The organism is Streptomyces sp. NBC_00353 (assembly GCF_036108815.1).
Lineage (GTDB): Bacteria > Actinomycetota > Actinomycetes > Streptomycetales > Streptomycetaceae > Streptomyces.
This window is the reverse complement of sequence record NZ_CP107985.1, coordinates 7851572-7870531: the sequence shown is the minus strand read 5'-3', so window position 1 is coordinate 7870531 and position 18960 is coordinate 7851572. Positions and strand designations below refer to the sequence as shown.

Sequence of the window (18960 nt, the reverse complement as noted above, 5' to 3'; positions counted from 1 at the left end):
GCGTCGGCCCAGTTGTCAGCGGTTGGTCGAGTCGGTCGGCTCGGCGACCGGTCGCGAACTCGTCACATCGCCGGGCGCGGCCTTGATCGTGCGCGGGGCTGCCTGGTCCTGGGCGGGGTCGTGCGGCGGGTCGGCGGGGGTGGCCGACGGGTTGCCCTCCGACTTCATGGCTTTGGCCTCGCTCTTGAGGATGCGGGCCGACTTGCCGAGCGAGCGAGCCATGTCAGGAAGCTTCTTCGCGCCGAACAGCAGAACAATGACGACGAGGATCAGGATGATCTCGGGAGCGCCGAGCCTTCCGAACATATGCGTGTACCTTCTCACCGAGGCAGCAGGGGTGGGGCTGATCGAACGTCGGACAGACGTCCGATCTTCGTACTGTCAGCGATCGTATCCCGCAGGAGTAAACGCAGGGCAATACCCATGCATCCTTGCGATTACGGCCCACGCCTCGCTCTCAGGGCCGCCAGTGCAGCGTACCCTCCGAACCTGAGAAACTGGAGGCCGCGCCCCTCCCCGATCGACCGGCCCGATCCGAAGGACCTGGCCTACCGCAGGGATTCACCGGTGGCTGCAAGATCGGTGGCGGCCCGTTCGAGATCCTCGGCCGCCCGGTTGATGCGCTGAGTGGTGTGGGTCACCTGGCGCCCCAGGCGCTGCGCCTCGACGAAGACCTTGACGGCCAGCACGCCGAGGACGGCGATGCCGAGGAACCCCAGGGCGATGGCGAGCATGGGCCAGAACATGCGCAGAGCCTCGATATGTCTAGGTGGGCCGGGTGTCCGGAGTGCTACAGCCCGGCGTGGAGGCGGAGCGTCCGTACGCCGCCGCCGGTCAGGAGCTCAATGATCCGCTCCCCGGCCGGCTTGCGGACGGCTGCTCCGCACTCGGGGCAGGTGAAGGAGTAGAACGTCGTGCGGCGGCTGGCGCCGATGGCGAGGCGCAGGGCGCCCGCCGCGAGCTCGAAGCGCCCGCGGCAGTCGGGGCAGGCGGCCTGGAACCGTACGGACTCGGGTACCACCACAGTCGGGACACCTGACACCACAGACATATTGCCCATATCTCCTCAGGTATCCGTTCAGGCCGGGCCGTCATAGGCGGCCAGCGCCGCCCGTGCCGCCTGCCGCGCGCTCTGCGCCAGCTCCTGCGGGGCGACGATGCGCCCTTCCCCTCCGAGCCGTAGCGCAAGCCTGCGCAGCGAGGCCGGATCGGGGGTGCGCAACGTGATCCGCAGTCCGCCGTCGGCCAGCTCCTCCGCGCTGTCGTGCGGGTAGTACTCGGCGACCCAGCGGCCACCGGGTCCCACCTCGATCACGACCTCGGGATCCTCGGCCGCCGGCTGCACCAGCCCCTCGGAGAGATCCCGCAGCTCCAGCTCCGGGGGTGCGGACGGCTCGTCCAGCAGCCGGATCTCGGCGACCCGGTCGAGCCGGAACGTACGACGGTCCTCGGAGAGCCGGCACCAGGCCTCCATGTACGTGTGCCCCACGGCGAACAGCCGGATCGGGTCCACCTCACGCTCGGTGAGCTCGTCGCGCGCGGGCGAGTAGTACCGCAGCCACAGCCTGCGCCGCTCGGAGATCGCCCGGTCGACATCGGCGAAGACGCCGCCCTCCGCCTCGAAGGTGACCGAGAGCCGGGAGCTCGCCGCCGCCGTCTCACCGGCCGCCGTCTCCAGTTTGGCGGTGGCCCGCAGCAGCGCCTGCCGGTCGCTCTCCCGCAGCCCCGGCAGCGTGGCCACGGCGCGCGCGGCTACCAGAAGAGCCGTCGCCTCGTCGGCCGCGAGCCGCAGCGGCTCGGCCACGTCGTCCGGGTTGTGCCACCAGATCCGGTCACCGTCGGTGTCGATGTCCAGCAGGTCGCCGCCGCGGAAACTCGTCCCGCACATGGGGAGCACGTCGAGGTCCGAGATCAGCTCGTCCTCGGTGATCCCGAACGCACGGGCGACGTCCTGCACATGGGCGCCGGGGCGCTCCCGCAGATACGTCACCAGGGACAGCATCCGGCGTGTCTGGTCGATCGCGTTCGTCGCCATGAATACGGTCCCCCTCAGTCCTTGGCCACGGCGCGCAGCCGGTCCACCACATCGGCCCGCAGATCCGCGGGTTCCCGCACGACGACGTCCGGGCCGAACTCGACGAGCCAGGCGTCCAGACCGTGTCCGTACGGGATCTCCAACTCGTCCCAGCCGTCTCCGAGTTCCCGCACGGATATCGCGCGCGACCGCAGCGGGTAGCCGGAACCCGACCGCAGCCTGATCAGCGCGGTCCGGGTCGCCGTCTCCCCGGCCCAGCTCTCCACGGTCTCCCGGACGGTCACCACGTCGGGCACCTCGGCGGTGAAGGCCCCGGCCCGCGAGCGGACCCGGCCGGTGATCCGGGACAGCCGGAACACCCGCTCGGCGCCACGGTCCCGGTCCCAGCCCGCCAGGTACCAGTGCCCGCGCCAGCACTCCAGCGTCCAGGGCTCGACCTGGCGCTGCTCGGGCCGGGCGGCGTTGGCCTTGCGGTAGTCGAAGGTGACCGGACGGCGGTCGCGGCACGCCAGCATCAGCGGCTCGAACGCGGTCTCATGCACCGGAATGCGGGGTTCGAGCGCGCTGTGCACCTCGTACGCGTCCTCGGCCTCCGGCATCCCCGCGGCCCGCAGCTTCTGCAGCGCACCGCTGGCCGCGCCGGCGAGCCGGGCCTGCTGCCAGACCTTCGCGGCCAGACCGAGGGCCGCGGCCTCCTCGGCGTCCAGCGTGATCGGCGGCAGCCGGTTGCTGTCCCGGCGGGCCAGATAGCCGGTGTCGCCGTCCAGGTTCTCCACGGTCTCGATGACCAGACCGAGCTCGCGCAGATCGTCCTTGTCGCGCTCGAACATCCGGTTGAAGGCGTCGTCGGAGCCCGCTTCCAGGTACGCCTCGATGGACCCGCGCAGCTCGCGCTTGCTGAGCGGGCGCCGGGTCCCCAGCAGGCACAGCGCCAGGTTCATCAGCCGCTCGGCCTTGGCAATGGCCATCGACGCCCCTTTTCTACTTGCTCTACGACGATCGACCGTACCGCTCCCGGGTGTCCGGACAAAAGCGAGGGCCCACGCCGTACGGAACGAGGGCCCGTGCAGTCCAGCACGGGCCCTCGTGATGCGTCCGGGGACGGATCAGACGGCGACCAGGTCGCAGACGAAGATCAGCGTCTCGCCCGGGGCGATACGGCCGCCGGCGCCGCGGTCACCGTAGGCGAGGTGCGCCGGGATGGTCAGCTGGCGACGGCCGCCGACCTTCATGCCCTGCACGCCCTGGTCCCAGCCGGAGATGACCTGACCGACACCGAGCTGGAACTGCAGCGGGGTGCCGCGGTTCCAGGAAGCGTCGAACTCCTCGCCGGTGGAGAAGGCCACGCCCACGTAGTGGACCTTGACCATGTCGCCGGCCTTGGCGACCGCGCCGTCGCCCTCCCAGATGTCCTTGATCTCCAGGTCGGCCGGCGGCTCGCCACCCGGGAAGTCGATCTCGGGCTTCTCGATGCTCACTGAACTGCTCCTCCAAATGATGAACTGGACAACCGGGACAGTCTTACATCTTTGCCAGCAGGTCCACGGCGAACACCAGGGTGGAATTGGCGGGGATGGACTGCTGCGCCTTGTCGCCGAACGCCTGGTCCGGCGGGATGACCAGCAGGACACGGCTGCCGATCTTCTTGCCGATCAGACCGTTCTTCAGGCCCTTGAGGGTGACCTGGGCCAGCGGGAAGGTCTGGGTCTTGCCCTGGGCGTAGGTGCTGTCGAACGTCTTCCCGTCCTTCCACAGCAGGCCCACGTAGTTCACGACGACGCTGTCGGTCTCCTTGATGACGTCCCCGTTGGACTCCAGGATGTAGTTGGAGACCAGCTTCTTCGGCGGGTCGGTCTTCTCCGGGATCTTGACGGACGGCGCCTTGCCGTCGGTGTTGGTGCCCACCTTCGGCAGGTCGACGTTGTCCTGGGCGACCTCGGTGCCCTTGGCGGACGCCGGGATCTGCGTCGCCTTCAGGATGTCCACGACGAAGACGAGGGTGGCGTTCGGCTTGATGTCGCCCTGGCCCTGCGGGCCGTAACCGAGGTCCGGCGGAATGACCAGCTCGACACGGCTGCCGACCTTCTGGCCGAGGAGGCCCTGGTCCCAGCCCTTGATGACCATGCCCGCACCGAGCGTCAGATCGAAGGGCTGCTTGCGGTCGAAACTGTTGTCGAACGGCTTGGTGGAGTCCCACGCCTGTCCGAGGTAGTTGACCTGGATCGCGTCGCCGTTCTTGAGCTTCGCGCCATCGCCCTCACTGATGACCTGCGTCTTCAGCTCCTTGGGCGGATCGCCCTGTCCCTTGGACAAGGTTGGCTTCTCGCCGAACTTCGCACCCGCGGTGATCGCGGGGAATCCGTTCTTCGAGGCGGAGTCGGAGCCCTTGCCGTCGCCACCGCACGCCGCCGTCAACAGCAGCAGGGGGACAACGAGAAGGGCGGCAAGTCGGCGCACTGGTTCCTCAGATCTCAGACGACACAGATGGTTGAGTCCCCGACACTCTAGGGCGTGCACAGGGCCCCGTACGAGGACGTACGGGGCCCGAGTCGCACAAGTGCCGAGGCGCGTCCTGCGCCGGCTCACATACCCGCGATCAGCTTCTCCACTCGGTCGTCCACCGAACGGAACGGATCCTTGCACAACACCGTGCGCTGCGCCTGGTCGTTGAGCTTGAGATGGACCCAGTCGACGGTGAAGTCCCGCCGCTGCTCCTGCGCCCTTCGGATGAAGTCGCCGCGCAGCCGCGCCCGGGTGGTCTGCGGGGGCACCGACTTGCCCTCGAAGATCTTCAGGTCGTTGCAGATACGAGCGGCCTGCCCCTTCCGCTCCAGCAGGTAGTACAGCCCGCGCCGACGGTGGATGTCGTGGTACGCGAGATCTATCTGGGCGACCCGCGGATGCGACATGGTCATGTTGTGCTTGGCCCGGTACCGCTCGATGAGCCTGTACTTCATCACCCAGTCGATCTCGGTGTCGATCCGGTCGAGGTCCTCTGCCTCGATCGCGTCGAGCGTGCGGCCCCACAGTTCCAGGACCTGGGCGACGGTGCCGGTGCGGATGCCGCGGCGATCGACGAAGTCCGCGGCCTTCTCGTAGTACTCGCGCTGCACCTCGATGGCCGACGCCTCACGGCCGCTGGCGAGGCGGACCTTGCGCTGGCCCGTGATGTCGTGGCTGACCTCGCGGATCGCCCGGATCGGGTTCTCCAGTGTCAGATCGCGCATCACCGTGCCCGCTTCGATCATCCGGAGCACCAGGTCCGTCGCGCCGACCTTGAGCAGCATCGTCGTCTCGGACATGTTCGAGTCGCCGACGATGACATGGAGGCGGCGGTACCGCTCCGCGTCGGCGTGCGGTTCGTCGCGCGTGTTGATGATCGGACGGGAGCGCGTCGTCGCGGAACTGACGCCCTCCCAGATGTGCTCGGCACGCTGGCTGACGCAGTAGACCGCGCCGCGCGGGGTCTGCAGCACCTTGCCCGCTCCGCAGAGCAGCTGCCTCGTGACGAGGAAGGGAATGAGGATGTCCGCGAGCCGGGAGAATTCTCCGTGTCGCGCCACGAGGTAGTTCTCGTGACACCCGTAGGAGTTTCCCGCCGAATCGGTGTTGTTCTTGAAGAGATAGACGTCGCCCGCGATTCCCTCCTCGTGCAGGCGGCGTTCGGCGTCGACGAGCAGGCCTTCGAGAATGCGCTCGCCTGCCTTGTCGTGGGTGACCAGCTCGGTCAGATTGTCGCATTCGGGGGTTGCATATTCCGGATGCGATCCCACGTCGAGGTAGAGGCGGGCGCCGTTCCGCAGAAAGACATTGCTGCTGCGGCCCCATGACACAACACGGCGGAAGAGGTAGCGCGCCACTTCGTCAGGAGACAGTCGGCGCTGTCCCCTGAACGTGCACGTGACGCCGTACTCGTTCTCCAGCCCGAAAATGCGGCGGTCCATGACTGAACATTACGCCTGATGGCCCGAGCTGAAACCGGGTTCGACAGCACCGTTTCGATCATTTTCCGATACCCGCACAGCAACCGGCGTACGCCCGGGAACTGCGAGGACCCTTCCCGTGGCCAGCAGAACCAGCAGCGCAACCACCCCACCGGCCCCCGCGACGGCGAAGCCCTGCGCCGTCCCGCCCAGCTCTACGGCCGGGCCTGCCAAGGCCGTTCCCGCCGCCGCGCCGACCCCGAACGTCGTCACGAGCCAGGAGAACGCCTCCGTCACCGTGCCCCGCGGAGCATGCCGGTCCACCACGATGAACGAGCACGCGATCGCGGGCGCCAGGAACACCCCGGCGAGCGCGGCCAGTACGGTCATCGCCACCACCCCGGGTGTGAGCATCAGCGGCAGATAGCCGAGTGCCAGCAGCGCGACGATGACCCGCAGCCTGCGCTCCGGCGCCCCGGCCCACTGCCACGCCCCGTACGCCACGCCGCCGAGGAGTGCGCCCAGTCCGAGCGCGGCCATCAGCCAGCCGTACACGGACTCCCGGCCGTGGTCGTCGGCGTACGCGACACCCGCCACCGTGATCGACCCCAGGGCGAGCCCGACGAAGAAGAAGGAACCGAGCAGCGCCAGCAGGCCCGGTGACCGCAGAGCGCCCAGCCAGTGCGCCTCGCGGGGCGCCGAACGCCAGGTGCGGGAGGGCTCCGAGACCACCACGGAGAGCGCCCCGAGCACCCCGATCACGTTGATGACGAGCAGCGCGGCGGCGGGCGACCAGAGCGAGACGAGCACCGTCACCAGCAGCGGCCCCACCGTGAACATGACCTCCTGGGCCACCGCGTCCATGGCGTACGCGCGGTGCACCCGGTCCTCGCGCCCCAGGACCGTCGGCCACAGGGCCCGCAGACCGCCCTCCAGCGGCGGTGTGCAGACGCCGGCCACGATCACGGCCGCGTAGGCCAGCGGCAGCGATCCGAGGCCTGCCAGGGCGAGCAGGGCCATGCCCAGCGCGGACAGTACGGACGCGGGGAGCTGGACGCGCGGCTGACCGTAGAGGTCCACGGCCCGGCCCAGCAGCGGCTGCCCCACCGCCGTGGAGAGGCCGTACACCGCCGCGAGCGCCCCCGCGAGGGTGTAGCTGCCGCCCTCGGCACGGGTGAACAGGACGATCGCGATGTGCGCGGTGCCGCTGGGCAGCCGGCCCACCAGTGTGCCGACCAGCAGCCGGGTGGCATGCCGCGCCCGGAGGATGTCCAGATATCCCGCGGCCATGTCTCGCCCCCATCTCTCTCGGACGTTCTTCCGACGCCCGACGTTTTACGTATAACGTCGAGGTTCATACGTACCATGTGCCCAGTCCACAGGTCCACCTCGTCGCACGCATCAGCACCGCACCCGTCCGGAGGTCCCAGTGACCAGCGCATCACAGCCCGCCCCGGCCCGGCCCACCAGCCGCGACGTCGCGCGGGCCGCAGGCGTCTCGCAGGCCACCGTCTCCCTCGTGCTGGGCGACAAATGGCGGGGCAGGGTCTCAGAGGCCACCGCCGAGCGTGTCCGAAGTGCCACCCAGGACCTCGGCTACCGGCCGAATCTCGCCGCCCGCAGCCTCCGCCTCGGCCGCACCAGGACGGCGCTGCTGGTCGTCCCCGCCCTCACGAACGAGTTCTTCGCCCGTGTCTACACCGGCGCCGCCGCGGTCGCAGCCGAGCACGGCTTCGGGGTCGTCCTGTACCCCTCCCCCGACGGCACGGGGCCGGCCCGGGACCCCTTCGCCTCCGCCCGCGCCGCACTCGACGGAGTCATCGCCTCCTCGATGGCCGCCGACGCACTCGGCGCCCTGCACGGCGCAGACCTGCCGCTGGTCATGCTGGACAGCGACCCCGCGGACACGGGCGTGGCGGCCCGCGTCAACCTCGACATCGCCGACGGCATGCGGCAGGTGACGGACCATCTGCTCGCCCTCGGCCACCGCCGCTTCATCCACCTCGCGTCGGCCATCGACTCCTGGACCTTCGCCGTCCGGGCCCGGGCCGTCCACGACGCCCTACAGGGGGTGCCGGGCGCCGTCGTACGGACCGTGCCGGCAGCGCTCGACGTGCGGGCCGGCCGGGAGGCCGCGGAGCAAGCGCTGGCCGCCCCCGGCCCCCGGCCGACCGCGATCATCTGCGACGACGACATCCTCGCCGCAGGCGCCTGCAAGGCGGCCCGCCGGCTCGGGCTCCGGGTCCCCGACGACATCTCCGTCACCGGCTTCGACGATCTGGCCCTGGCGACCGCCGTCGAACCCGAACTCACCACCGTGCGGCTCCCCGCGGAACAGGTCGGCGAGCGCGGCATGACCGCCCTGCTGGCCGTCCTGGACGGCCGCCCGGCCGAACCCGGGAGCCTGCCCGTGCACCTGGTCGTGCGCGGCTCCTCCGCGCCCCCGCCGCCCCGGTCATGACTGTGCCCCGGCCCACCGGGAACGGCGGACCGGGGCACAGGCACAGCGCTGGACTACTTCCCCGAGGACTCCACGTCGCCACCGGAGTCGCTGGACTTGGTGACATCCGTCGTGCTCGCGGAAGACTCGGACTCCTCACCGTCCTCGATGTCGGAGGGGGCATCCGTCGGTGCGGAGCCACCGTCCGCCTCCAGCAGCCGCGCCAGCTGCCGCCCGACGATCCGCTTGAACTTCCGCTGCTGAGGCCTTGTACGGTCCAGGACCGCCACCTCGAGACGCTCGGCGGGGATCTCCCGCTCACTCCCGTTCGGATCACGGGACAACGCCTGCACGGCCAGCTTGAGCGCCTCCGCCAGCGTCATCCCGTCACGGTGGCGCTGGTCCAGGAACGTACTGATCTGCTCCGCGTTGCCGCCGACCGCGACGGAGCCGTGCTCGTCCACGATCGAGCCGTCGTGCGGCAGCCGGTAGATCTGGTCGCCCTCGGGCCTGGCGCCCACTTCGGCGACCACCAGCTCCACCTCGTACGGCTTCTCGGCCGCACTGGAGAAAATGGTGCCCAGCGTCTGCGCATAGACGTTGGCCAGTCCGCGGGCCGTCACATCGTCACGGTCGTACGTGTATCCGCGCAGATCTGCGTACCGGACACCGCCGATGCGCAGATTCTCGTACTCGTTGTACTTACCGGCGGCGGCGAAACCGATCCGGTCATAGATCTCGCTGAACTTGTGCAGCGCACGGGACGGGTTCTCGCCGACGAACACAATGCCGTCGGCGTACTGCAGCACAACCAGGCTGCGACCACGGGCAATGCCCTTCCGGGCGTATTCCGCCCGGTCGGCCATGGCCTGCTGAGGTGAGACATAGAACGGCGTCGACACCGGCTATCCGTCCCTTTCTGTCAGTGACGAGTCCATCGAAGAGGCCCTGGAACCGGGATCAGAGCAGCGCGGCGCGCGGGCCGTCGGGCTGTTCCATCCGGCGCTCCAGGATCGCGCGGGCGATCTCGGAGGATTCCGCCTCGGTGAGCTTCCTGAAGCCCTCGTCGGTGATGACGGTGACGATCGGATAGATCCGCCGGGCCACGTCCGGACCGCCGGTCGCCGAGTCGTCGTCCGCGGCGTCGTACAGCGCCTGTACGACCAGGGTGAGCGTCTGCTGCTCCGTCAGGTCCTCGCGGTAGAGCTTCTTCATCGACCCGCGGGCGAAGATCGACCCGGAACCGGTGGCCGCGTAGCCGAGCTCCTCGGACCGCCCGCCGGTGACGTCGTACGAGAAGATCCGGCCCTTCTCGCGGTCGATGTCGAAGCCAGCGAAGAGCGGGACCACGGCGAGGCCCTGCATGGCCATGGCCAGATTGCTGCGGATCATCGTGGAGAGCCGGTTCGCCTTGCCCTCCAGGGAGAGCTGGGCGCCCTCGACCTTCTCGAAGTGCTCCAGCTCCAGTTGGAAGAGCTTGACCATCTCCACCGCGAGACCGGCCGTGCCGGCGATACCCACCGCCGAGTACTCGTCGGCCGGGAAGACCTTCTCGATGTCGCGCTGCGCGATCATGTTGCCCATGGTCGCCCGCCGGTCACCGGCGAGCACCACGCCACCCGGGAACGTCGCGGCGACGATGGTCGTCCCGTGCGGCGCCTCGATGGCCCCCTGCATGGGCGGCAGGTGCCGGTTGCCCGGGAGCATCTCGGGCGACTGGTCGGACAGGAAGTCCATGAACGAAGAGGATCCCGGCGTCAGGAAGGCAGCTGGTAGACGCCCGGTGCTACGAGTGTTGGCTTCCACGCGATTCCCTCCAGGTAAGCGATGGCCCTGCGGAAGGTGTCAGGATCATCTCCCAACGTGCCGATGGCCGAATTGCAGTTGAAGCACAGTACGCCACGGACCCTACCCGTCTCGTGGCGGTGATCCACATGGACTGCGGGGGAAGCTTGCGGACTCCGAAGTGCCGGTTGCGGCCGCGCGGTACGGGCTCCTTCCGCCCGTACCGCGCGCACCACTCCACTCCCCCTTGTTCACATGAGTGGACTACTGTCCACCCTTCTGAACGAACGAACGGACGAAGTCCTCGGCGTTCTCCTCCAAGACGTCGTCGATTTCGTCCAGAACCGAGTCGACATCGTCGCTCAGCTTCTCCTGCCGCTCCTTGAGGTCCTCCGAAGCCTGCGCGTCCTGCGCCTGCTCCTCGACCTCCTCGGTGGAGCGTGTCGCCTTCTGCTGTCCGCCGCCGGTGTCCTTGGTCGCCATGTAGCTCACCCCGCTCGGTTCGAAGCACTTGATCAGACCCTACCTACGGGGTCCGACATTGGCCCGGTACTTGTCTCAACGCACGGGGGCCATCTCGATGATTCCCTGATCGCGGCCATTTCAGCCGCCGGACAGCACCCGGACCAGCTCTTCCGCCGTGCGACAGCGGTCCAGGAGCTCCTTGACGTGATTGCGGGTCCCGCGGAGGGGTTCCAGGGTGGGCACCCGCTGCAGCGAGTCATGACCCGGCAGATCGAAGATGACCGAGTCCCAGGAGGCAGCGGCGACGTCGTCCGCGTACTGTTCCAGGCAGCGGCCGCGGAAGTACGCCCTGGTGTCCTCCGGGGGCTTCGTACGGGCCTGCTCGACCTCGTTCTCGTCCAGCAGGCGCTTCATCTTGCCGCGGGCCACCAGACGGTTGTAGAGGCCCTTCTCGGCCCTCACGTCGGCGTACTGGAGGTCCACCAGGTGCAGCCGGGGCGCGTCCCAGTCCAGGCTGTCGCGCCGGCGGTAGCCCTCCATGAGCTCCCGCTTGGCGATCCAGTCGAGCTCCCCGGAGAGGCTCATCGGATCGTTCTCCAGCCGGTTGAGGGTGTCCTCCCAGCGGATCAGGACGTCCTTGGTCTGCTCATCGGCGTCCACCCCGTACCGCTCCTCGACGTACTTGCGGCCGAGCTCGAAGTACTCCATCTGCAGCTGCACCGCGGTGAGCGTCCGACCGCTACGCAGCGTGATCAGATGTTGCAGCGAGGGGTCGTGGGAGACGTGGTGCAGGGTGCGCACCGGCTGGTCGACGGCGAGGTCGACATTGATGAAGCCGTCCTCGATCATGGACAGGACGAGCGCCGTGGTGCCGAGCTTGAGATACGTCGAGATCTCCGACAGGTTCGCGTCGCCGATGATCACATGGAGGCGGCGGTACTTCTCGGCGTCGGAGTGCGGCTCGTCGCGGGTGTTGATGATGGGGCGCTTGAGCGTGGTCTCCAGGCCGACCTCGACCTCGAAGTAGTCCGCCCGCTGGCTGATCTGGAAGCCGTGCTCGTGGCCGTCCTGGCCGATGCCGACGCGACCGGCGCCGGTGACGACCTGGCGGGAGACGAAGAACGGGGTCAGGTGGCGCACGATGTCGGAGAACGGGGTCTCCCGCTTCATCAGGTAGTTCTCGTGCGTGCCGTACGAGGCGCCCTTGTTGTCGGTGTTGTTCTTGTAGAGATGGATCGGCTGGGCGCCGGGCAGCTGGGCCGCGCGTTCGGCGGCTTCCGCCATGATGCGTTCGCCGGCCTTGTCCCAGAGGACGGCGTCCCGCGGGTTGGTGATCTCCGGCGAGCTGTACTCGGGGTGCGCATGGTCGACGTAGAGCCGTGCCCCGTTGGTGAGGATGACGTTGGCGAGGCCGATGTCCTCGTCGGTCAGCTGACTGGAGTCGGCGGTCTCGCGGGCGAGGTCGAAGCCTCGCGCGTCTCGCAGCGGGTTCTCCTCCTCGAAGTCCCAGCGGGCGCGTCGCGCCCGGTGCATCGCCGCCGCGTAGGCGTTGACGATCTGGGACGAGGTGAGCATGGCATTGGCGTTGGGGTGGCCGGGCACGGAGATGCCGTACTCCGTCTCGATGCCCATTACTCGCCGTACGGTCATGCGGCCCTCCTTGCCCGGCGGCGTTCCCTTCCGGGATCGGCGCTCAAGTACCGCTGCTTGTCCGGTGCGTGTGCGGTGCCCGTCCCCGCACTGCGCGACCGGGCGGTACGGAAGAGCCTAGAGCGCCTCTGCGCTGGTGGGGAGATCAATTACGTCATTGCTCCGGTGTCGTGGGAGCTGTCCGGAAAGCAACCGGCTGCGGATGCCCGGCCGGGCATCCGCAGCCGGTCTGCGTTCTACAGGTACTGCCCGGTGTTTGCCACTGTGTCGATGGAGCGACCCGTGTCTGCGCCCTGTTTTCCGGTGACGAGCGTACGGATGAAGACGATCCGCTCGCCCTTCTTGCCGGAGATCCTGGCCCAGTCGTCGGGGTTGGTGGTGTTGGGAAGGTCCTCGTTCTCCTTGAACTCGTCCACGCATGCCTGGAGGAGATGGGAGACGCGAAGGCCCTTCTGGCCCTGGTCGAGGAAGGCCTTGATGGCCATCTTCTTGGCCCGGTCGACGATGTTCTGGATCATCGCGCCGGAGTTGAAGTCCTTGAAGTACAGGACTTCCTTGTCGCCGTTGGCGTACGTGACCTCGAGGAAGCGGTTCTCCTCGGACTCGGTGTACATCCGCTCGACGACGGACTGGATCATGGCGTGCGCCGCGGCTTCCTTGGAGCCGGTGTGCTCGGCGAGGTCGTCCGAGTGCAGGGGCAGGGAAGGCGTGAGGTACTTCGCGAAGATGTCCCTCGCGGCCTCCGCGTCCGGACGCTCGATCTTGATCTTCACATCGAGGCGCCCGGGGCGCAGGATGGCCGGGTCGATCATGTCCTCGCGGTTGGAGGCGCCGATCACGATGACGTTCTCCAACCCCTCCACGCCGTCGATCTCGGCGAGCAGCTGCGGGACGATGGTGTTCTCCACGTCCGAGCTGACGCCGGATCCGCGGGTGCGGAAGAGCGATTCCATCTCGTCGAAGAAGACGATGACGGGAGTGCCCTCGCTCGCCTTCTCACGGGCCCGCTGGAAGACCAGGCGGATGTGCCGCTCGGTCTCACCGACGTACTTGTTGAGGAGCTCAGGACCCTTGATGTTGAGGAAGTAGCTCTTGCCGGCAGGCTGTCCGGTCACCTCGGCGACCTTCTTGGCCAGGGAGTTGGCGACGGCCTTGGCAATGAGAGTCTTGCCGCAGCCGGGCGGCCCGTAGAGCAGGATGCCCTTCGGCGGCCGCAGTTCGTGCTCCTTGAAGAGGTCGGGGTGGAGGTAGGGGAGCTCGACCGCGTCCCGGATCAGCTCGATCTGGTCACCCAGGCCGCCGATCTTGTCGTAGTCGATGTCCGGAACCTCTTCGAGGACGAGCTCCTCGACCTCGCTCTTCGGCACCACTTCGTAGACGTAGCCGGACCTGGGTTCGAGCAGCAGCGCGTCGCCGGGCCGGATGTTGATGTCGAGAAGCGGTTCGGCGAGCCGTACCACCCGCTCCTCGTCGGTGTGCCCGAGAACCAGGGCCCGCTCGCCGTCCTCGAGGATCTCCTTGAGGGTGACGATGTCCCCTGCACGCTCGAATTCCATGGCCTCGACCACGTTGAGCGCTTCGTTGAGCATGACTTCCTGGCCACGCCGGAGGTCGTCGAGCTCGACGCTGGGGCTGACGTTCACCCGGAGCTTGCGGCCCCCGGTGAAGATGTCGCAGGTACCGTCCTCGTTGCCCTGCAGGAAGACTCCGAAGCCGGCCGGTGGCTGTGCGAGCCGGTCGACCTCCTCCTTGAGGGCGACGATCTGGTCGCGGGCCTCGCGCAGGGTGTTGGCGAGCCGCTCGTTCTGTGCTGAGACGCCTGCGAGGTTGGTCTGCAACTCGACGATCCGCTCTTCGAGAATCCTCGTATGGCGCGGAGAGTCGGCGAGCTTACGTCGCAGGACGGCGATTTCCTGCTCGAGATAGGCGACCTGGCCGGCTGGGTCTTCAGACCCCCGCCCGGGCCGGATGCCGCGGTTGATGTCGTCGTCGTGGGCTGCCACGGTCCTCACCTCCTCCAAGGGGAGCTGGACGCTTCCTGACCCTACCTGGGTGGGTGGTGATTGAAACCCCTAGATCACAAAGACTCCGGGACGTGTCCGATCTTCACCCTTGCGCTCTCCCTCACGCCAGGGGAATACCCACCCTTCAACATCGGAAAGCGGCCGGTTGTATCGTCGAACCGTTCAACACCCGTCAGGGCTGGCCATTTTTGGTTCGGATACGCAGGAAACGGCAGGAGAAATGACCGTGCAGCAGGACGCCCCGACCGGCAGCGACACGCAGGATCTGGAGGTCTGGATCGACCAGGACCTCTGCACCGGGGACGGCATCTGCGTGCAGTACGCACCCGAGGTGTTCGAGCTGGACATCGATGGCCTGGCGTATGTGAAGAGCAGCGAGGACGAGCTGCTGCAGGACAAGGGGGCGACGACGCCCGTTCCGCTGCCGCTGCTTCAGGACGTGGTCGATTCGGCAAAGGAGTGCCCCGGCGACTGCATTCATGTACGGCGCATTTCGGACAGGGTCGAGATCTACGGCCCCGAGGCTGCCTGAACCGGCCGGCCCGACCGGCCCGCTACCTGCAGTGACCGGTCAGGCGCTGCCCGTCCCGCGCTGCGCGGCACGGACGAAGGCGCCGTTCCGCCACTGCCAGGTCACTTTTTCCTGCTGGTCGGGGCAGCAACGCGGGACATCGACCGAGGAGTAGCCGAGAAGCGTGGCGGAGATGATGCCGTCACGCACGGTGAGGTCGTCGACGCTCATCTTCTGCGCGGGGTCCACCAGGGTCGCAACGATCCGGGGTGCGGCCCCGCTTCCCTGTGTGAGGACGTAGACGCCGCTCGGCGGTGTACCGGATCCGGCCGCGCAGTGGACCACCGCTACGGTCTCCGGGCGGCCGTCGCCGTCGAGGTCACCGGGGACCTGATCGGCAACGGTGCTGTCCGCCGTCCCGCACTGCAGCGGGAAGGTCGCACGGGCCGGATCGGGGGCCGCGACGGGTGCGGTGCCGTGCTGCGCCGTCGTGCGGTGGGAGGTCGAGGCCGAGGCGGTCGCGTCGTCGGGCTGGAGCATGCCTGCCCCGGCGATGACGGCGGCCATGGCGGTCGCGGTGGCGAGCCAGTGCATCGGCGTCGTGTCGGTGTGCGCGAGGTCCGGGAGCTCGGAGGTCTGCACGCGGGATGTCTCCTGTGGTTCCTGTGGTTCGGCGATGCCCGTGGACGACGGACCGGTGGGGCGTACGCCGTAGGTGGGGGTGGCCAGCATCGTGCCATACCTCACAGGGCAGTGGAACGGTGGGGTCGGTACGGATCCCGATTCCCGGTGGCTGGTCCCGTGCCGGCAGCCTCCGCGCGGGCAACGAAAAGGCGCCGCCGCCGAGTTCCCGGGTCGGTCCGGGAACTCGGCGGCGGCGCCGGTGCGTTGTGCGGGGTCAGCCGCGGGAGGAGCCGCTCTGGCTGCCGGGGCCGTCGTAGTCCTCGCCGTAGGCGCCCTTGGCGGGCCGGCGGCGGCGCAGCGGGGCCTCCACGCCGTCGGCGAGGCGGCGGGCGGTGACGAGGAAGCCGGTGTGGCCGATCATGCGGTGGTCCGGGCGGACGGCCAGGCCCTCGACGTGCCAGTTGCGGATCATCGATTCCCAGGGCTGCGGCTCGGCGAAGCAGCCCATCTCACGGATGGACTCGACGGTCCGGGCGAGCTGGGTGGTGGTGGCGACGTACGCGCAGAGGATTCCGCCCGGCACGAGCGCCTTTGCGACGGCGTCCAGGCACTCCCAGGGGGCGAGCATGTCGAGGATGACCCGGTCGACGTCCGTGTCCGACAGGTTGTCCTGGAGGTCGCCGACAGTGAGCTGCCACGCGGGGTGCGGCTCGCCGAAGTAGCGCTCGACGTTCTGCTGGGCGATCTCGGCGAAGTCCTCGCGGCGCTCGTACGAGTGCAGCATGCCCTGGTCGCCGATGGCGCGGAGCAGGAAGGTGGAGAGCGAGCCGGAGCCGACCCCGGCCTCCACGACGCGGGCGCCGGGGAAGATGTCGGCGAACGCCAGGATCTGCCCCGCGTCCTTGGGGTAGACCACGGCGGCGCCGCGGGGCATGGACAGGACGTAGTCGGGGAGCAGGGGGCGCAGCGCGAGATAGGCGACGTTTCCCGTGGTTCGGACCACACTGCCCTCGGGCGCACCGATCAGCTCGTCGTGCGGGAAAGAACCCTTGTGGGTGTGGAAGTTCTTTCCGGCTTCGAGCGTGAAGGTGTAGTGGCGTCCCTTGGGGTCGGTGAGCTGGACCTGGTCCCCGACCTTGAAGGGCCCACGTCGGCGGGCGGCACCGGTCGGTTCAGACATGTGACCAGCGTACCGGTGTTTCCCGGGGCTCCGACCGCCCGCCCGGAGCGGCTCAGGCTGCGGGGCGGGCCATGGCGGCGACGAAGGCGCGTTCGACGTCGGCGGTGGACAGGACGCCGTAGATCTCGCCGGTCTCCTCAAGGACGAGGTACTCGGTGGCCGGGCTGGCCCTGAGCGTGTCCAGGAGCGTCTCCCCGGACAGCTCGACGGAGATCTTCATGCCGTCGGTGAGGTCCTGGGCGAGGGCGCTCACCGCAACCCAGGGGCGGCGGTGTTCGGGTACCGAGCCGATGGCGGCCTCGCGGACGACGGCCTTGGGGTCGCCGTGCCCGTCGACGACGACGAGCGCGCGGGCGCCCGCCTCGTTGGCCCGGCGCAGCGCCTCGGAGAGCGGGGTGGCGGCCTCGACGGGGACGGCGCGTCGGGTCAGGGTGCGGGCGCGCAGCTCGGGGAGGTGTTCGCGCAGACGGGCCATCCGCAGGCTGTTGCCCGCCCCGGTCCAGATGATGGCGCAGAGGATCGCGGCGAGCAGGGCGTCGGTGACGGTGTCCATGCCGCTGATGTCGTCGGTGTTGTTCCCGAACCCCCCGGTCTGGGTGAGGAGCGGGAGTCCGATGAGGACGCTGACGGCGAGGGCGCGGCCGACCCAGGCCGCGGCGACGGTGCCGCTCATGGGGCGTCCGGTGATCTTCCAGACGACGGCCCGGAGCATGCGGCCGCCGTCGAGCGGCAGCCCCGGCAGCAGGTTGAAGGCGGCGACGATGAGGTTGGAGATCATCAGCCCGGCGAGCAGGACACCGGGGACGGTGCCGGGTTCGACGAACTTCATGCCGAGGTAGAAGACGCCGGCGAGGACCAGCGAGAGGAGCGGGCCGACGAAGGCGAGGAGGAATTCGCGGCCGGGGGTCTCGGACTCCTTCTCGATCTCGGAGACACCGCCGAAGAACTGCAGCTGGATGCGGCGCACGGGGAGCTTGTAGCGGAGTGCGACCACGGTGTGGGCGAGCTCGTGCACGAGTACGGAGGCGTAGAAGGCGATCGCGAAGAAGAGGGAGACGAGATAGCGGGCCGTGCCCAGCTCGGGCAGCACCCGGTCGAGCTGGCCGCCGAAGACCCAGGTGATGAGCGCCGCGACGAGGAACCAGCTGGGTGCGACGTATACCGGCACACCGAAGGGGCGGCCCATCAGGAGGCCGCCGCCCGGCTCTCGGGGGCGTTGCGGTTTGCCCTTCTCGGGCGCGGCGGGGTCGGTTCCCCCTGCGCCGGGCTGCGGCCGGCCGCTGTCGCCGCTCTCGTCCACGGGGTCCCTTCGGTCGGTGCCGTTCGGCACGATCATGCGGTGTGCGAGGGTCTGGGGTCGATGGTATGCCGCTGAGTGTCAGTGGCGGGTCGTAGGGTCTTCGTCATGACTTCCGTGCCCCGGCCGCCGCAGCCGCCCTCGTCCCTGTCGCCGTCGCGGGCGAGCGACTTCATGCAGTGTCCTCTGCTGTACCGGTTCCGGGTCATCGACAGGCTGCCGGAGAAGCCCAGCGAAGCGGCTACCCGGGGCACGCTGGTCCATGCGGTACTGGAGCGGCTGTTCGACAATCCGGCGGTGGAGCGTACGGCCGGTCGGGCCACGGCGTTGATCCCCGGCCAGTGGGACCGGCTGCTGGAGTCGAAGCCGGAGCTGTCGGAGCTGTTCGCCGACGATGCGGAGGGCGAGCGGCTCTCGCGCTGGCTGACGGAGGCGGAGCAGCTGGTGGAGCGGTGGTTCTCGCTGGAGGATCCGACGCGACTGGAGCCGGCCGAGCGGGAGCTGTTCGTCGAGACGGAGCTGGAGTCGGGGCTGCGGCTGCGCGGGGTGATCGACCGGATCGATGTGGCGCCGACGGGCGAGGTCCGGATCGTGGACTACAAGACGGGGAAGGCGCCGCGGCCGGAGTATGCGGAGGGCGCACTGTTCCAGATGAAGTTCTACGCCCTGGTGATCTGGCGGCTGAAGGGTGTGGTGCCGCGGCGGCTCCAGCTGGTCTATCTGGGCAGCGGCGACGTCATGACGTACGACCCGGTCGTAGCCGATCTGGAGCGGGTGGAGCGCAAGCTGCTGGCCCTGTGGGAGGCGATCCGGCTGGCCACGGAGACGGGCGAGTGGCGGCCGCGGCCGACGAAGCTCTGCGGCTGGTGCGACCACCAGGCGGTCTGTCCGGAATTCGGCGGGACTCCCCCGGTATACCCGCTGTCGGTACGGCAGGCGGAATCAGGGCAGGGTGTCCAGGGCACAATGGGCCCGGTCCGGGCCGAGACCGGCCGGCCGGCGGCCGTCGAAGGACCTTGAGGAGAT

General features: G+C 68.9%; 20 protein-coding genes and 1 pseudogene. 3 read left to right on the top strand and 18 right to left on the bottom strand.

Translation table 11 applies throughout. The annotated features are described in order from the left end of the window. Positions 1–15: 15 nt before the first annotated feature. The 9 genes from tatA to OHA88_RS35420 all read right to left on the bottom strand — a co-directional run bounded on the left by tatA (position 16) and on the right by OHA88_RS35420 (position 7248). The gene (gene tatA / locus OHA88_RS35460) at positions 16–306 is read right to left on the bottom strand and encodes a Sec-independent protein translocase subunit TatA (RefSeq protein WP_030918467.1); all 291 of its coding nucleotides are present in this window, start codon (positions 304–306) and stop codon (positions 16–18) included. A gap of 242 nt (positions 307–548) precedes the next feature. Continuing rightward, on the bottom strand, positions 549–746 hold the full coding sequence (locus tag OHA88_RS35455; RefSeq protein ID WP_267006073.1) for a hypothetical protein: 198 nt from the start codon (positions 744–746) through the stop codon (positions 549–551). Between the two features lie 44 nt (positions 747–790). Then, positions 791–1060: a hypothetical protein gene (locus OHA88_RS35450; protein ID WP_328628506.1), complete on the bottom strand. Its 270-nt coding sequence runs from the start codon at positions 1058–1060 to the stop codon at positions 791–793. 18 nt (positions 1061–1078) lie between these two features. After that, on the bottom strand, positions 1079–2035 hold the full coding sequence (locus OHA88_RS35445; protein ID WP_267006071.1) for a helix-turn-helix transcriptional regulator: 957 nt from the start codon (positions 2033–2035) through the stop codon (positions 1079–1081). 14 nt (positions 2036–2049) lie between these two features. Then, on the bottom strand, positions 2050–3003 hold the full coding sequence (locus OHA88_RS35440) for a helix-turn-helix transcriptional regulator (protein ID WP_326602665.1): 954 nt from the start codon (positions 3001–3003) through the stop codon (positions 2050–2052). Positions 3004–3141: 138 nt separating this feature from the next. Next, positions 3142–3513, bottom strand: coding sequence for an FKBP-type peptidyl-prolyl cis-trans isomerase (locus OHA88_RS35435; protein WP_266987638.1), 372 nt, complete (start codon positions 3511–3513; stop codon positions 3142–3144). A 43-nt stretch (positions 3514–3556) separates the two neighbouring features. Beyond that, entirely contained in the window at positions 3557–4492 is a 936-nt protein-coding gene (locus tag OHA88_RS35430) for an FKBP-type peptidyl-prolyl cis-trans isomerase (RefSeq protein WP_328628505.1), read from the bottom strand. A 125-nt stretch (positions 4493–4617) separates the two neighbouring features. Then, on the bottom strand, positions 4618–5979 hold the full coding sequence (gene pafA / locus OHA88_RS35425) for a Pup--protein ligase (RefSeq protein ID WP_267006067.1): 1362 nt from the start codon (positions 5977–5979) through the stop codon (positions 4618–4620). A 9-nt stretch (positions 5980–5988) separates the two neighbouring features. Next, a complete protein-coding gene (locus OHA88_RS35420; RefSeq protein WP_326602667.1) occupies positions 5989–7248 on the bottom strand; it encodes an MFS transporter in 1260 nt (419 codons plus the stop codon). Between the two features lie 139 nt (positions 7249–7387). Here OHA88_RS35420 and OHA88_RS35415 point away from each other — a divergent pair, with 139 nt between their 5' ends. Continuing rightward, complete coding sequence (locus OHA88_RS35415) at positions 7388–8419, top strand: LacI family DNA-binding transcriptional regulator (RefSeq protein ID WP_328628504.1); 1032 nt, start codon at positions 7388–7390, stop codon at positions 8417–8419. A gap of 53 nt (positions 8420–8472) precedes the next feature. On the opposite strand, the gene prcA is transcribed toward OHA88_RS35415, so the two are convergent. The 6 genes and pseudogenes from prcA to arc form a co-directional block, all read right to left on the bottom strand. After that, a complete protein-coding gene (gene prcA, locus OHA88_RS35410) occupies positions 8473–9300 on the bottom strand; it encodes a proteasome subunit alpha (protein ID WP_328628503.1) in 828 nt (275 codons plus the stop codon). A gap of 58 nt (positions 9301–9358) precedes the next feature. Then, positions 9359–10204: a proteasome subunit beta gene (gene prcB, locus OHA88_RS35405; protein ID WP_328628502.1), complete on the bottom strand. Its 846-nt coding sequence runs from the start codon at positions 10202–10204 to the stop codon at positions 9359–9361. Beyond that, a pseudogene (locus tag OHA88_RS35400) lies at positions 10156–10347 on the bottom strand (endonuclease VII domain-containing protein); the annotation flags it as partial. The gene prcB and the pseudogene OHA88_RS35400, both read right to left, overlap by 49 nt. A gap of 100 nt (positions 10348–10447) precedes the next feature. Then, positions 10448–10666, bottom strand: a complete 219-nt coding sequence (locus OHA88_RS35395; RefSeq protein WP_016325855.1) for a ubiquitin-like protein Pup — start codon at positions 10664–10666, stop codon at positions 10448–10450. 120 nt (positions 10667–10786) lie between these two features. Continuing rightward, a complete protein-coding gene (gene dop, locus OHA88_RS35390) occupies positions 10787–12298 on the bottom strand; it encodes a depupylase/deamidase Dop (protein ID WP_355231529.1) in 1512 nt (503 codons plus the stop codon). Positions 12299–12534: 236 nt separating this feature from the next. Then, a complete protein-coding gene (gene arc / locus OHA88_RS35385) occupies positions 12535–14301 on the bottom strand; it encodes a proteasome ATPase (protein ID WP_328628501.1) in 1767 nt (588 codons plus the stop codon). A gap of 241 nt (positions 14302–14542) precedes the next feature. Here arc and OHA88_RS35380 point away from each other — a divergent pair, with 241 nt between their 5' ends. Beyond that, complete coding sequence (locus OHA88_RS35380) at positions 14543–14854, top strand: ferredoxin (protein ID WP_328628500.1); 312 nt, start codon at positions 14543–14545, stop codon at positions 14852–14854. A gap of 39 nt (positions 14855–14893) precedes the next feature. Here the strand turns inward: OHA88_RS35380 and OHA88_RS35375 are convergent, their stop codons facing one another. The 3 genes from OHA88_RS35375 to OHA88_RS35365 form a co-directional block, all read right to left on the bottom strand. Then, a complete protein-coding gene (locus tag OHA88_RS35375) occupies positions 14894–15475 on the bottom strand; it encodes a hypothetical protein (RefSeq protein ID WP_328629867.1) in 582 nt (193 codons plus the stop codon). Between the two features lie 256 nt (positions 15476–15731). Next, positions 15732–16637 (bottom strand): tRNA (adenine-N1)-methyltransferase, encoded by a 906-nt coding sequence (locus OHA88_RS35370; protein WP_030918422.1) that lies wholly within the window; start codon positions 16635–16637, stop codon positions 15732–15734. A 52-nt stretch (positions 16638–16689) separates the two neighbouring features. Next, positions 16690–17937 carry a site-2 protease family protein gene (locus OHA88_RS35365; protein ID WP_267008151.1) on the bottom strand — a complete coding sequence of 416 codons (1248 nt, stop codon included), beginning with the start codon at positions 17935–17937 and terminating at the stop codon, positions 16690–16692. Between the two features lie 171 nt (positions 17938–18108). Between OHA88_RS35365 and OHA88_RS35360 the strand changes: the two genes are divergently transcribed. Beyond that, entirely contained in the window at positions 18109–18954 is an 846-nt protein-coding gene (locus OHA88_RS35360) for a RecB family exonuclease (protein WP_328629866.1), read from the top strand. The last annotated feature ends 6 nt before the right edge of the window (positions 18955–18960 follow it).

Coding starts and splice junctions, on each gene's coding strand:
- tatA (WP_030918467.1), bottom strand. CDS start 306: ATGTTCGGAAGGCTCGGCGCTCCCGAGATCATCCTGATCCTCGTCGTC.
- OHA88_RS35455 (WP_267006073.1), bottom strand. CDS start 746: ATGTTCTGGCCCATGCTCGCCATCGCCCTGGGGTTCCTCGGCATCGCC.
- OHA88_RS35450 (WP_328628506.1), bottom strand. CDS start 1,060: ATGGGCAATATGTCTGTGGTGTCAGGTGTCCCGACTGTGGTGGTACCC.
- OHA88_RS35445 (WP_267006071.1), bottom strand. CDS start 2,035: ATGGCGACGAACGCGATCGACCAGACACGCCGGATGCTGTCCCTGGTG.
- OHA88_RS35440 (WP_326602665.1), bottom strand. CDS start 3,003: ATGGCCATTGCCAAGGCCGAGCGGCTGATGAACCTGGCGCTGTGCCTG.
- pafA (WP_267006067.1), bottom strand. CDS start 5,979: ATGGACCGCCGCATTTTCGGGCTGGAGAACGAGTACGGCGTCACGTGC.
- OHA88_RS35420 (WP_326602667.1), bottom strand. CDS start 7,248: ATGGCCGCGGGATATCTGGACATCCTCCGGGCGCGGCATGCCACCCGG.
- OHA88_RS35395 (WP_016325855.1), bottom strand. CDS start 10,666: ATGGCGACCAAGGACACCGGCGGCGGACAGCAGAAGGCGACACGCTCC.
- dop (WP_355231529.1), bottom strand. CDS start 12,298: ATGACCGTACGGCGAGTAATGGGCATCGAGACGGAGTACGGCATCTCC.
- OHA88_RS35380 (WP_328628500.1), top strand. CDS start 14,543: ATGACCGTGCAGCAGGACGCCCCGACCGGCAGCGACACGCAGGATCTG.
- OHA88_RS35370 (WP_030918422.1), bottom strand. CDS start 16,637: ATGTCTGAACCGACCGGTGCCGCCCGCCGACGTGGGCCCTTCAAGGTC.
- OHA88_RS35360 (WP_328629866.1), top strand. CDS start 18,109: ATGCAGTGTCCTCTGCTGTACCGGTTCCGGGTCATCGACAGGCTGCCG.